This is a genomic window from Rhizobium binxianense (assembly GCF_028994275.1).
GTDB classification, from domain to species: Bacteria; Pseudomonadota; Alphaproteobacteria; order Rhizobiales; family Rhizobiaceae; genus Rhizobium; species Rhizobium binxianense.
Window position 1 is genome coordinate 3472624 of record NZ_CP118713.1, and the last position, 13791, is coordinate 3486414.

The 13791-nt window shown below is 62.7% G+C and carries 8 protein-coding genes; 3 read left to right on the forward strand and 5 right to left on the reverse strand.

Annotated features, from left to right (window positions below):
- Positions 1–8: 8 nt before the first annotated feature.
- A complete protein-coding gene (locus PO860_RS17145) occupies positions 9–1004 on the reverse strand; it encodes a KpsF/GutQ family sugar-phosphate isomerase (RefSeq protein ID WP_272783886.1) in 996 nt (331 codons plus the stop codon).
- A 143-nt stretch (positions 1005–1147) separates the two neighbouring features.
- Here PO860_RS17145 and PO860_RS17150 point away from each other — a divergent pair, with 143 nt between their 5' ends.
- Positions 1148–2686 (forward strand): outer membrane beta-barrel protein, encoded by a 1539-nt coding sequence (locus PO860_RS17150; protein ID WP_183609527.1) that lies wholly within the window; start codon positions 1148–1150, stop codon positions 2684–2686.
- Between the two features lie 121 nt (positions 2687–2807).
- Here PO860_RS17150 and galU read toward each other — a convergent pair whose 3' ends face one another.
- Positions 2808–3695: a UTP--glucose-1-phosphate uridylyltransferase GalU gene (galU, locus tag PO860_RS17155; RefSeq protein ID WP_272783884.1), complete on the reverse strand. Its 888-nt coding sequence runs from the start codon at positions 3693–3695 to the stop codon at positions 2808–2810.
- Positions 3696–3899: 204 nt separating this feature from the next.
- Between galU and PO860_RS17160 the strand changes: the two genes are divergently transcribed.
- Positions 3900–5123 carry a lytic murein transglycosylase gene (locus tag PO860_RS17160; protein WP_272783883.1) on the forward strand — a complete coding sequence of 408 codons (1224 nt, stop codon included), beginning with the start codon at positions 3900–3902 and terminating at the stop codon, positions 5121–5123.
- 92 nt (positions 5124–5215) lie between these two features.
- Entirely contained in the window at positions 5216–6460 is a 1245-nt protein-coding gene (locus PO860_RS17165; protein WP_273884935.1) for an SGNH/GDSL hydrolase family protein, read from the forward strand.
- A 19-nt stretch (positions 6461–6479) separates the two neighbouring features.
- Here PO860_RS17165 and PO860_RS17170 read toward each other — a convergent pair whose 3' ends face one another.
- The 3 genes from PO860_RS17170 to gltB form a co-directional block, all read right to left on the reverse strand.
- Entirely contained in the window at positions 6480–7112 is a 633-nt protein-coding gene (locus PO860_RS17170; RefSeq protein ID WP_275037903.1) for a hypothetical protein, read from the reverse strand.
- A gap of 265 nt (positions 7113–7377) precedes the next feature.
- Positions 7378–8832, reverse strand: a complete 1455-nt coding sequence (locus PO860_RS17175; protein WP_183609659.1) for a glutamate synthase subunit beta — start codon at positions 8830–8832, stop codon at positions 7378–7380.
- A gap of 227 nt (positions 8833–9059) precedes the next feature.
- Positions 9060–13784: a glutamate synthase large subunit gene (gene gltB / locus PO860_RS17180; protein ID WP_273884933.1), complete on the reverse strand. Its 4725-nt coding sequence runs from the start codon at positions 13782–13784 to the stop codon at positions 9060–9062.
- Between the last annotated feature and the right edge of the window lie 7 nt (positions 13785–13791).

Sequence of the window (13791 nt, forward strand, 5' to 3'; positions counted from 1 at the left end):
AAGCCCGATCAGGCGACGCCGATCCGCAGCAGGTCGTGGAAATGCACCAGCCCGACCGGCCGGCGCTCTTCGTCGACGACGATCAGCGCGCCGATATGATGCTGGTTGAGCAGCGCCAGCGCCGCCGTCGCCAGCACCGTCGGCTTCACCGTCTTCGGCGTCTTCGTCATGATATCGTCGACGGCAAGCTCGGCCAGATTGCGTGTCAGGTTGCGCGCCATGTCGCCCTCGGTGACGATGCCGCAGAGCCGCCCATCTTCATCCAGCACGGCGACGCAGCCGAAATGCTTGCGCGACAGCACCGTGATCGCCTCCGGCATCGGCGTGCCCTTGGCGACGAGCGGCAGCCGCTCGCCGGTATGCATGACATCGGCGACATGCATCAGGCTGGCGCCGAGTTTGCCGCCGGGATGGAAGACGTGGAAATCCGTGGCGGTAAAGCCGCGTGCTTCGAGCAGCGCCACCGCCAGCGCGTCGCCGATCGCAAGCTGCATCAGCGTCGATGTCGTCGGCGCCAAGCCGTTGGGACAGGCCTCCTGCTCGTTCGGCACGAGCAGGATGATATCGGCGGCGGTCGCAAGCGAAGAACGTTCGCTGCAGGTGATCGCGATCAGCGGAATGGAGAAGCGCCTGGTATAGGAGATGATGCTCTTGAGCTCGGCGCTCTCGCCGCCCTTGGAAATCGCCAGGACGACGTCGTCCTGCGCGATCATGCCGAGATCACCGTGATTGGCTTCAGCCGCATGCACGAAAAAGGCGGGAGTTCCTGTTGAAGCGAATGTCGCTGCGAGCTTGGCGCCGATATGCCCGCTCTTGCCGACGCCGGTGACGATAACCCGTCCGGAGATGTCGCCGACGACTTCGACGGCCCGCGTGAAAGGACCGGCCAATCCATTGTCAAAAGCCTGTTCGAGCGCTTCAAGACCGCGTCTTTCGGTCTCTATCGTGCGTTTTGCCGATTCAAGCACGCTGTTTTCGACGAGGTTGATCGCTCTTCTGTTCATGAAGTTGCGTTAGACCTTTTCACTTTCCAAGTCCACCCCGCACTCTTTCCGAATTGTGAACAGTGCCCGCCGCCGGCAACGAATGATTAACCACGAGGCTTTACCTTTGGGTAAGAACCGAAAGCATGTCAGGCGCGAATTGCATGGGCCAGCCAAAACAGACGAGCAGTGTGACGCCGCTCCGCGCCATGAGCCGTGCCGTCTCTTTTGCTGCGTTCGGCTGCTTGCTTCTCAGCCAGACGGCAGCCCTAGCGCAGTCCGCCTCGGCAGGCACGGCAAACAGCCGCGCCGCCGCCTCCGAGAACGATCGCGCCACGAACAACGCCGCATCCGCCGCCGGTTTCGATGACGAGACCGGCGATACCGCCATTCCCACGGCAAACGGCACGACCGCGAATGCGGACGATGCCCAGAGGCCCGCCATACCCGACGCGCAATCCGGCGACGACATTACCGGCTCCATCCTCGACGAGGACATCCGCCGGCTGAACACCCGCGAAGCGCCGATCGACGAGACGCTGCCGCGCCGCAGGGCTGCCGAAAGCGCCTCGGCAGCCGAGACGCCGGGCATTCCGATCGGCACGTTCGTGCTCCGCCCGAGCGTCACCGAGAGCATCAACACCGAGACCACCAAGGACGGAAATACCAGGCAGCGGCGCGCCTTCCTCGAAACCGATGCGGCCGCGACCCTGACCTCCGACTGGGGCCGGCACCAGCTGACCGTAACCTCGGAAGGCGCCTGGCAGCGGAATATCAGCGGCGAAGGCGAAGAGCAGCCGTCCTTCAAGGTCAATGGCGACCTCAGGTTGGACCTTCCCGACGATACGGTTGCCCATCTTACCGCCGGTTATAATTTCTACCGGGAAGATACAGACGACCCCGACGCCATTGCCGATGCCTCGCAGCAATCCGACGTGCAGGAGTTCACCGCCGGCGCCTCCGTCCAACGCGATTTCGGCATCCTGCGCGGCACGACGGCCCTGGCGCTGAGCCGCTCGATCTATTCCGATGCCACGCTTTCGAACGGCACGACCGTTGCCCTCAGCGACCGAGACCAGACGACGGGCACGCTGCGCGGCCGCGTCGGCTATGAGCTGTCACCCGCGCTCATCCCCTTCATCGAAGCCTCGATCGGCCGTACCGTCTATGACGAAACGCGCGACTCCGCCGGTTATGAACGTTCCGGCCATAGCTATGGCGCCAAGGCGGGCGTCGAGGTCGATCTCGGCGAAAAACTGAAGGGTGAAGTCGGTGTCGGCTACGAGATGGCAAATTTCGAAGACAGCCGCCTGTCGTCGATCGACACGGCCACGCTCGATGCGAGCCTGCTCTGGTCGCCGATCCGGGGCACCGACGTCAATCTCGACCTGCAGACGAGCATCCAGCCCTCGACCACAGCAGGCGAAAGCGGCTACGTCTCGCACGCGCTGACGACGACGGTCACCCATCAGCTGCGCGACAATCTGGTCGGGACGATGATCGGCGGGGTGACGTGGCGCGATTATCCCACCGACAGCACCATCAACGACGAACTCGTCTATACCGCGTCGACCGGACTGACCTGGAATATCAACCGTTATCTCGATCTGACCAGCACGCTCGGCTACGAGCTGACGACGCGGAAGGAAGGGACCGATTCGCAGCAATGGCGGGCCGGCGTCGGCCTCAAGCTGAAACGCTGATGCATGTCGCCCAAAAGTGCGAAGCGGTTTGGGGCAACGATAGGCATAAAACAAAGAACCAAAACGCCGCGCATCTGGCGGGATACGCGGCGCTTTATCATTTACATGCTGTGCGGGAAGCTTACTTCAGACCGGCCAGCAATTCCTTGAAGCCGTCTTCGACGGTTGGACGGATATCGGCACGTTCGAGGGCGAAGGCGACGTTTGCCAGGATGAAGCCGTCCTTGGCGCCACAGTCGTAGGTCGTGCCCCGGAAGTGGTAACCGGCGAAATCCTGTTCCTTCAGCAGCTTCAGCATGCCGTCGGTGAGTTGGATCTCGTTGCCGGCACCGCGCTCCTGGGTTTCGAGGATCTTGAAGATCTCCGGCTGCAGGATGTAGCGACCGTTGATGAAGAAGTTGGACGGCGCCGTCCCCTTGGCAGGCTTTTCCACCATGCCGGTGATGCGGAAGCCTTCACCGATCGCCTCGCCGACGCCGACGATGCCGTATTTATGCGCCTGGTCGGGCGCGCATTCCTCCACGGCGATGATGTTGCCGCCGCTGTGGGCATAAAGGTCGATCATGCCCTTCATGCAGCCCTTGTCGCCCTTCATGATCATATCGGGCAGCAGCAGCGCGAAGGGCTCGTCACCGACGATCTCGCGGGCGCACCAGACGGCGTGGCCGAGGCCGAGCGGCTCCTGCTGGCGGGTGAAGCTCACCGTGCCTGCCTTCGGCAGTTGCTGGGCGAGAAGGGTTATCTCCGCCTTCTTGGCGCGCTCGCGCAGTGTCTGTTCCAGCTCAAAATGGATGTCGAAATAATCTTCGATGACGTGCTTGTTGCGCCCGGTAACGAAAACCAGATGTTCGATCCCGGCTTCGATCGCCTCATCGACGACATACTGAATGATTGGCTTGTCGACGACGGTCAACATTTCCTTCGGAACAGCCTTTGTCGCCGGCAGGAATCGCGTCCCCAATCCGGCCACCGGAAATACTGCTTTGCGAACTTTGTTGTGTTGAGCCACACCGGCCTCCTGCTTCGATCATATCGCTTTGGAAATAGGGCTTTTTAGCCTTAACTAGTATAGAATTGCTACTGTTTTGCAATGGTGACCGCAGCGGTTCGCTATGGTAAAGAATTTGTTGACTCCGTTCCTGTAGTCTTGGTTCTGGCGCGGACATGATGCCTCGCTGTCCCCGGAAACTGAAGATGACGGATACGACTGTCGATGACCCAGAATCACAAAAACTCCCTTCGTGGTCTTGCTCTCGCCCTCATTGTCGCCGCCCAGGTGGGGCTGGTCCCCGACAACGCGAAAGCTGATTCCCGGTTCCAGAAATGGATCGCGGATTTTTACCAAACAGCCGCTCAGAGTGGCATCAGTAAGGCAACCTATCAAAAGGCCTTTTCCGGGGTGAGCGAGCCTGATCCGACCGTACTCGAAAAGGCCGCCTACCAGCCGGAATTCACCTCGAAGATCTGGGACTATGTCGATTCCCGCGTCAATCCCTATACGGTCAAGATCGGCCGCCAGATGGCCATCAAACACGCAAGAACGCTCGATGCGATCGAGCGGCGATTCGGCGTCGACAAGACCATTCTGCTCGCCATCTGGTCGATGGAATCGAATTATGGCGCAATCCTCGACAAGGACGACCGGCTGCACTACGTGCCGCGCGCGCTGGCAACGCTGGCCTATGCCGATCCGAGCCGCGCCAAATTCGCCAAGAAGCAGCTGGTCGCCGCGTTGAAGATCCTGCAGAACGGCGACGTGCCGGCCCGCGAAATGACCGGCTCCTGGGCCGGCGCCATGGGCCACACCCAGTTCATCCCGACAAGCTATCTGCTTTATGCTGTCGATGCCGACGGCAACGGCCATCGCGACATCTGGAACTCGGTGCCCGATGCGCTGGCGACCTCGGCCAATCTGCTGATGAAGAACGGCTGGGACACCGGCAAGACCTGGGGCTACGAGGTCGTCGTTCCCGCCACAGCCGCCAAGCTGGTCGGCAAGACGCACACCCTGGCCCAATGGGCGGCACTCGGCCTGACACGCCCGAATGGCAAGGCCTTCCGCGAAAGCGCCAGCAAAGCCGTGCTGAAGATGCCGGCTGGACCCAGCGGCCCGGGCTTCCTGATGACCGCCAACTTCTTCACCATCAAGAACTACAATGCCTCGGACAGCTATGCGCTTGCCGTCGGCCTGCTCGCCGACCAGATCGCCGGCTACGGCGGCATGCAGCAGCGCTGGCCGCGCCCGGACGGCGCGCTTGATATCACCGAGAAATTCGAGCTGCAGACCCGTTTGAAGACGCTCGGCTATTACGATGGCGAGGTCGACGGCAATTTCGGCTCGGGTTCGAAGGCGGCGATATCGGCCGTGCAGTCGCGCATCGGCATGCAGCCGGACGGCGAGCCGTCGCTGCCGCTGCTGAACGCACTTCGTCGCTAGAATACACGCCAAAAAGCAGGTGCGGATTGGAAGCGGCAGAACCGTGACCTAGATAGTAGCGGGAGTGGACGCTGGCCTACCCCGCGTGCAAGATGCCGGCAGATGCGGAACTGCCCATGACGACGAAAACAGATCGGACCCCAATCCGTTGGCTTGCGCTCGCCCTGGCGGCGGCCTTGCTATGCCTTAGCGTGTCTGCGCCGGTGCATGTCGCCGAAGCCCAGGAACAGCGTTACCAGCGCCGTTCGATCCTCGATTTTTTCCTCGGCCGGCGCTATCTCGAGGACGGGCCGCAGACCCCGGACGTCCAACAGCCGAGGCGCCAGCAGCGCAAGCGCCCGCCGGCGCAGAAAGCCATCGTCAATACCCGCACCGCGCCGCCGGTCCCGCCGGTCCGCGCTCCCGTACAGGAAGAGCCGACCGTCCAGAAGCTCGGCGACGCCCGCAAAATCCTGATCGTCGGCGATTTCCTGGCCAGCGGCCTCGGCGACGGCCTCACCGCCGCCTTCGAGACCTCGCCGGGTGTCGTCGTCGAAGCCCGCGGCAATGTCTCATCGGGCCTCGTCCGCGACGATTATTACGATTGGCCGGAACAGTTGCCGAAGATGATCGACGAGCTGAAGCCGGCCATGGTTGTCGTCATGATCGGCGCCAACGACCGCCAGCAAATGGTGACCGATACCGCCAAGGAGAAATTCCGCACCGACGGCTGGTTTACCGAATACCGCCGCCGTGTCCTCTCCTTCGGCAAGGAAGTCACCGACCGCAAGATCCCGCTGCTCTGGGTCGGCCTTCCCGCCTTTGAATCCGATCAGATGACGGCCGACGCTGTCCAGATGAACCAGCTCTACCGCAACCAGGTGGAAAGCATCGGCGGCGAATTCGTCGACATCTGGGATGGTTTCGTCGATGAAAACAGCAATTTCATCGTCACCGGTTCGGATGTGAATGGCCAGCAGGTGCGTCTGCGCACCTCCGACGGCATCAACCTGACCCAGGCCGGACGGCGTAAGCTCGCCTTCTATGTGGAAAAACCGGCGCGACGTCTTCTCGGCACGCAGGCAAGCCCGGATCTGGTGCGCCTGGACGAAAGCAACCTGCCCGGTCTCGGCCTTCCCGCCAATCCGGTCGAACATACCGTGCCGATCAGCCTCTCCGATCCCAATCTCGATGGCGGCGCCGAGCTTCTCGGCGCCAGGCCGCCGCCCATCACTTTGACGCGATCGCCGCGCGACCTGTTGGTCGAGCAGGGCGAAATGACGGCAGCACCTCCCGGCCGCGTCGATGATTACCGCCTGCCTGCGGCAAAGACACCGGCCGAAGTCTCGGTGAAATGAAAGGGCCTCTTCGTTCCGTTTACTTCGCCGCCGCCTGCGGCCAGCTCAGATAATAATAGTCCGAGCCGATCAGGCCGAAGTAGGCGCTGCTGTCGTTCGTCTGGTCGACATAGCTGCCGTTCTCCTTGACAAAGGCGCCGTCGGCGCCGCGCGCGAGATGCGTGTCGAGAAAATCGCTCCAGCCGCTGACGTCGATTGCCTTGCCTGCCTTGCTCTCGGTGTCCGCCTCATCGGGATCGTCGACGTCCCAGCCGGCAATCGACACGCCCTGCGTCGGATCGGAGATGGTGAGCGTTCCAGCTTCGAGGGCGGCCAGCATGTCGTGGGCCTTGCCGTTCTTGCCTTCGGCCGCAGCCGCATCCTGCAGCTGCCGCTTCAGCTTCGCCATGAAGGAGGCGCTGGTGACGTCGGCGCCGTCCCCGGTCGCTTCGGTCTCATCAGACGCATCACCCTGGGATGAAAGTGTGTCGAGCAGTCCTGACAGGGCGTTGTTGGAAAGCAGCGAGGCGGAGCTCGAATCGAGCCCGTAGCTGCTGAGGATACTGGCCGCCGACGAACTCTGCGCATCCTGCGAACTGTCGTCGGAGGTCCGAAGGTTTTTCAGGGCATATTGGGCCGAAACCAGCCGGGTGCTGTCAAGTGCGGAAACCATTTGGATAATCCTTGTCGATCATCCGCGACGGTCAATATCCCCTTGCGCCGCGGCCGATGGTGAAATGCCTTGCGGCCGAAACGGCGGGGGCACGTCCGTTGCGGTCGCCGCCGGCTCCTCCTGAGCCCGCGTCCGGCGGAAAATCTGGCTTCCCGGCATTGCTTGAGGCTTGCGGCGCAGGCAGGCGCGTCAAGCGGTCGCACCATGAAAAAACTCCGCCGGAAGGGCGGAGTTCGTTTCTTGCAGAACGTGTGCTGCCCGCTGATCAGTTCGGCAGAACGGTTGAGCCCATCAACGCCTCGTCGATCGCGCGCGCCGCCTGGCGGCCTTCGCGGATCGCCCAGACCACCAGCGACTGGCCGCGGCGCACGTCGCCCGCCGTCCAGAACTTGTCGATCGAGGTCTTGTAGTCACGGTCGTTGGCGACGACGTTGGTCGAGCCGCGCTTGTCCGTGTTGAGCACCAGCTTGCCGTCGAGTTCCTTCAACACGCTTGATGTGAAAGGCCCGCGGAAACCGATGGCGATGAAGGCAAGATCGGCGCGGATGACGAATTCCGTGCCCGGAACCGGCCGGCGGCGCTCGTCGACCTCGCAGCACTTGACGCCGGTCAGCACCCCGTCTTCGCCGACGAATTCGAGTGTGGCCACCTGGAATTCGCGCACCGCACCCTCGGCCTGCGAGGAGGAGGTGCGCATCTTCGTCGCCCAGAAGGGCCAGACGGCAAGCTTGTCTTCCTTCTCCGGCGGCTGCGGCCGGATGTCGAGCTGGGTGACCTTGACGGCGCCCTGCCGGAACGCCGTGCCGACACAGTCCGAAGCCGTATCGCCGCCGCCGACGACGACGATATGTTTGGCGCCGGCCAGGATCGGGTCCGACGGCCAGCCGACGCTGTCGATGTTCTCGCGCCCGACGCGGCGGTTCTGCTGCACCAGGTAGGGCATCGCATCATGCACGCCGGCAAGATCCGTGCCCGGAATTCCCGCTTCGCGCGGCGTCTCGGAGCCGCCGCAATAGAGGACGGCGTCGTGATCGGCGAGCAGTTGCTCGACCTTGACGTCGACGCCGACATTGACGCCGCAATGGAAGGTGACACCCTCGCCCTTCATCTGCTCGACACGACGGTCGATGAAGTTCTTCTCCATCTTGAAATCGGGAATGCCGTAGCGGAGCAGGCCGCCGGGCTTGGTCTCGCGCTCGTAGAGATGAACGTCATGGCCGGCGCGGCCGAGCTGCTGGGCAGCCGCCATGCCGGCAGGGCCGGAGCCGATGACGGCAACCTTCTTGCCGGTATGGACCGTGGCCGGCTGCGGCCGGATGAAGCCGAGCTCATAGGCCTTGTCGGCGATCGCCTGTTCGACCGTCTTGATGGCGACCGGCGCGTCCTCGAGATTCAAAGTGCAGGCTTCCTCGCAAGGAGCCGGGCAGACGCGGCCGGTGAACTCGGGGAAGTTGTTGGTCGAATGCAGGTTCTGGATCGCCGCTTCCCAATTGTTGTTGTAGACGAGGTCGTTCCAGTCGGGAATCTGGTTGTGAACCGGGCAGCCGGTCGGGCCGTGGCAATAGGGAATGCCACAGTCCATGCAGCGTGCGGCCTGTTTCTGCACTTCCGGGTCCGACATCGGGATCGTGAACTCGCGGAAATGCCGGATGCGATCCGACGCCGGCTGGTACTTCGCCACCTGCCGGTCGATTTCCAGAAACCCTGTTACCTTGCCCATGTCTTCGTCCCTTACCCTCATGACCGCCTCACCGCGGCCAGTTGTCTGTCGTCAGTCCCCGGTGTTCCGGGCGGGTTGCTTGTCTTGACCGTCATTGGAACAGATCTCCTGAAGGACACCGCGCGATCCGGACGGTCCATCGCCGTCGTCATGTTCGTCACGAGTCATCGAGATGTTTCCGTCATCCGCCATCTGCGGTCGGCAGATGGCGAATGCTCCGGTTCAAATCATTCCGCGGCGATGCCCATCCGGCTGCGCTCCATTTCCTCAAGCGCACGCCGGTATTCCACCGGCATGACCTTGCGGAACTTCGGACGATAATCGGCCCAGTTGTCCAGAATCTGCTTGGCACGGGCCGAACCCGTATAGTGCAGATGGTTGGAAATCAGCTGGTAGAGACGCTCCTCGTCATGACGCGTCATGTCACCCGAGACGTCGACGCGTCCCTTGTGCATGAGATCGCCGCCGTGATGATGCAGCTTCTCCAGCATGTCGTCCTCTTCGGGCACCGGCTCGAGCTCGACCATCGCCATGTTGCAGCGGCTGGCGAAATCGCCGGTTTCGTCGAGCACGTAGGCGACGCCGCCGGACATGCCGGCCGCGAAGTTACGGCCCGTGGCGCCAAGCACGACGACAACACCGCCGGTCATATATTCGCAGCCATGGTCGCCGACACCTTCGACGATGGCGATCGCACCCGAATTGCGCACGGCGAACCGTTCGCCCGCCACGCCGCGGAAATAGCATTCGCCCTCGGTCGCACCGTAAAGCACGGTGTTGCCGACGATGATCGAGTTTTCGGCGACGATCCGCGAATTCTCCGGCGGCCGGATGATGATCTTGCCGCCCGAAAGCCCCTTGCCGACATAGTCGTTACCATCGCCGATCAGGTTGAAGGTGACGCCGCGCGCCAGGAAGGCGCCGAAGCTCTGACCTGCCGTGCCGCGAAGCGTCACATTGATCGTGTCTTCCTTCAGCCCGCGATGACGGTAACGCTTGGCGACCTCGCCGGACAGCATCGCGCCCGCCGAACGGTCGACGTTCTTGATGTCGACCTCGAAGGCGACGGGCGTCTTGGCGGTCAGCGCCGGCTGTGCCTGCTCGATCAGCACGCGGTCGAGAATATCGTCGATCGGGTGCTGCTGCCGGCTCGTCCAGAAGGTCTCCTCCTTGGGAGCGTCGACCTTGTGGAAGATGCGGCTGAAGTCGAGGCCCTTGGCCTTCCAATGCGCCAGCATTTCATCCTTCTCCAGCAGCTCGGAAGCGCCGATGATCTCGTCGAGCCGGGTGAATCCGAGCGAGGCGAGGATTTCGCGCACTTCGTTGGCCACGAAGAAGAAGTAGTTGATGACGTGCTCCGGTGTGCCCTTGAAGCGCTTGCGCAGCACCGGATCCTGCGTCGCCACGCCGACCGGACAGGTGTTGAGATGGCACTTGCGCATCATGATGCAGCCGGCCGCGATCAGCGGTGCGGTGGCGAAACCGAACTCGTCGGCGCCGAGCAGCGCCCCGATGATGACGTCACGGCCGGTCTTCAGACCACCATCCACCTGCAGCGCGACGCGCGAACGCAAGCCGTTCAGCACCAGCGTCTGCTGGGTTTCGGCGAGGCCGATCTCCCAGGGGCTGCCGGCATGCTTGAGCGAGGTCAGCGGCGACGCGCCCGTGCCGCCGTCGAAGCCGGCAACCGTGATGTGGTCGGCGCGCGCCTTGGCGACACCGGCGGCAACCGTGCCGACGCCGACTTCGGAGACCAGCTTGACCGACACATCCGAGGTCGGGTTGACGTTCTTCAGATCGTAGATCAGCTGCGCCAGATCTTCGATCGAATAGATGTCGTGGTGCGGCGGCGGCGAAATCAGGCCGACGCCCGGCGTCGAGTGGCGGGTCTTGGCGACCGTCGCGTCGACCTTGTGTCCGGGCAGCTGGCCGCCTTCGCCGGGCTTTGCGCCCTGCGCCACCTTGATCTGCAGCACGTCGGCATTGACGAGATATTCGGTGGTGACGCCGAAACGGCCCGACGCGATCTGCTTGATCGCCGAACGTTCCGGGTTCATCGAACCATCGGCGAGCGGCATGTAGCGGTCGGATTCCTCGCCGCCCTCGCCGGTGTTCGACTTGCCGCCGATCCGGTTCATGGCGATCGCCAGCGTCGTATGCGCCTCGCGGGAGATCGAGCCGAAGGACATTGCCCCCGTCGAGAAACGCCTGACGATATCGGCCGCCGGCTCGACCTCGTCGATCGATACCGGCTTGCGGCCGAGCGCCTCGGCGCTTTTGACGTTGAACAGCCCGCGGATGGTGTTCATGCGCAGCGCCGAATTGTTCACCATCTCGGCGAATTCGCGGTAGCGATCCTCGGCATTGCCGCGCACGGCGTGCTGAAGCGCCGCAACCGCATCCGGCGTCCAGGCATGGCTTTCGCCGCGCATGCGGTAGGCATATTCGCCGCCGATATCGAGCGTCGTCGCCAGCAGCGGATCCGTGCCGAAGGCCGCATTATGGCGGGCAACGGTCTCTTCGGCGATTGCTTCGAGGCCGATGCCTTCGATCATCGTCGCGGTCCCGAAGAAATACTTGTCGATGAGTTCGGACGACAGGCCGATCGCATCGAAAATCTGTGCCCCGCAATAGGACTGGTAGGTCGAGATGCCCATCTTCGACATGACCTTGAGGATGCCTTTGCCGACCGCCTTGATGTAGCGGTAGACGACTTCGGAAGCATCCACTTCCTTGGGGAATTCGCCCTTGGCATGCATGTCGAGCAGCGTATCGAAGGCGAGATAGGGGTTGATCGCCTCGGCGCCATAGCCGGCGAGCAGGCAGAAATGGTGCACTTCGCGCGGTTCGCCGGTCTCGACGACGAGACCGACCGAGGTGCGAAGCCCCTTGCGGATCAGGTGATGGTGGACGGCGGCCGTCGCCAGCAACGCGGGAATGGCGATTCTATCCGGCCCGATCTGGCGGTCGGAGAGCACGATGATGTTGTAGCCGCCCTTGACGGCCGCTTCCGCACGGTCGCAGAGCCGGTCGAGCATTTCGGGCATGCCTTCGGCGCCGCGCTCGATATCATAGGTGAAATCGAGCGTCTTGGTGTCGAAACGGTCCTCCGTATGGCCAATCGAACGGATCTTTTCGAGATCGCCGTTGGTCAGGATCGGCTGGCGAACCTCGAGCCGCTTGGCGTTTGCCGCGCCCTCATGATCGAGAATGTTCGGCCGCGGCCCGATGAAGGAAACGAGGCTCATGACCAGTTCCTCGCGGATCGGGTCGATCGGCGGGTTCGTCACCTGCGCGAAGTTCTGCTTGAAATAGGTATAGAGCAGCTTCGGCTTTTCCGACATGGCCGAGATCGGCGTATCCGTGCCCATCGAGCCGATCGCTTCCTGGCCGGTCGTCGCCATCGGCGACATCAGGATACGCGTATCCTCGAGCGTATAGCCGAAGGCCTGCTGGCGGTCGAGCAGCGACACGTCGCGGCGCAGCGCCCGCGGCTCCACCGGCTTCAGCTCTTCGAGGATAAGCTGGGTACGGTCGAGCCAGCTGCGATAGGGATGCGCCGTCGCTAGCTGTGACTTCACCTCGTCGTCGGAGATGATGCGGCCTTCTTCCATGTCGATCAGCAGCATTTTTCCTGGCTGCAAACGCCACTTCTGGATGATCCTCTCCTCCGGGACCGGCAGCACGCCGGCTTCCGACGCCATGATAACCCGGTCGTCATCGGTGACGAGGTAGCGCGCCGGCCTGAGGCCGTTGCGGTCGAGCGTCGCGCCGATCTGCTTGCCATCGGTAAAGGCAACGGCAGCCGGCCCGTCCCACGGCTCCATCAGCGCCGCATGATATTCGTAGAAGGCCTTGCGTTCGGCCGCCATCGACTGGTTGCCGGCCCAGGCTTCCGGGATCAGCATCATCACCGCATGCGCCATTGAATAACCGCCGCGCACTAGGAATTCGAGTGCGTTGTCGAAGCAGGCCGTATCCGACTGGCCCTCATAGGAAATCGGCCAGAGCTTGGAGATGTCCTCGCCGAACAGCGGCGAGGAGACCGACGCCTGCCGCGCCGCCATCCAGTTGACGTTGCCTCGCAGCGTGTTGATCTCGCCGTTATGGGCGACCATGCGATAGGGATGCGCGAGCTTCCACGACGGGAAGGTATTGGTCGAAAAGCGCTGGTGTACGAGAGCGACCGCACTTTCGAAACGCGGATCCGACAGGTCCTTGTAATAGACGCCGACCTGATAGGCCAGGAACATGCCCTTGTAGACCACCGTCGCAGACGACAGCGACACCGGATAGAAATTGCTCTCCTCGCCGTCGAACTCGTCATAGATGCGGTTGGAGATCACCTTGCGCAGCGTGAACAGCCGGCGCTCGAACTCGTCGTTGTTTTCGGCATCCTCGCCGGCGCCGATAAAGACCTGCACGTGATGCGGCTCGGTGGCAGCGATGTCAGGCGCTTTGGAGAGCGACGAATTATCGACCGGCACGTCGCGGAAACCGATGAAGACCTGGCCCTCTTCGGTGATGACGTCGCTGATCACCTTCTTGAAATGCTCGATCTGCTTTTCATCGCGCGGCATGAAGATATGGCCGACGCCATATTCGCCGGCCGGCGGCAGGGTAATGCCCTGCTTGGCCATTTCCTCGCGGAAGAAGCGGTCGGGGATCTGCACCAGGATGCCGGCGCCGTCACCCATCAGCGGATCGGCGCCGACGGCGCCGCGATGCGTCAGGTTCTCGAGTATGAAGAGGCCGTCCTTGACGATCTGGTGCGACTTTTGGCCCTTCATATGCGCGACGAAGCCGACGCCGCAGGCATCATGCTCGTTGCGAGGATCGTAGAGGCCCTGTTTTTTCGGCAGGCCGGAGGCGGATTTGGACGTATTGGCCGTGGCGCGCACCTTAGCAGCAGCAAACCGGTCAAATTCCATGGATGGCGTCTTCGTCATCATCTTTCCT

Bases quoted from the DNA above. Each gene is read 5' to 3' on its own strand.
- PO860_RS17145 (WP_272783886.1), bottom strand. From the start codon at position 1,004: ATGAACAGAAGAGCGATCAACCTCGTCGAAAACAGCGTGCTTGAATCG.
- PO860_RS17150 (WP_183609527.1), top strand. From the start codon at position 1,148: ATGGGCCAGCCAAAACAGACGAGCAGTGTGACGCCGCTCCGCGCCATG.
- PO860_RS17160 (WP_272783883.1), top strand. From the start codon at position 3,900: ATGACCCAGAATCACAAAAACTCCCTTCGTGGTCTTGCTCTCGCCCTC.
- PO860_RS17165 (WP_273884935.1), top strand. From the start codon at position 5,216: ATGCCGGCAGATGCGGAACTGCCCATGACGACGAAAACAGATCGGACC.
- PO860_RS17170 (WP_275037903.1), bottom strand. From the start codon at position 7,112: ATGGTTTCCGCACTTGACAGCACCCGGCTGGTTTCGGCCCAATATGCC.
- PO860_RS17175 (WP_183609659.1), bottom strand. From the start codon at position 8,832: ATGGGCAAGGTAACAGGGTTTCTGGAAATCGACCGGCAGGTGGCGAAG.
- gltB (WP_273884933.1), bottom strand. From the start codon at position 13,784: ATGATGACGAAGACGCCATCCATGGAATTTGACCGGTTTGCTGCTGCT.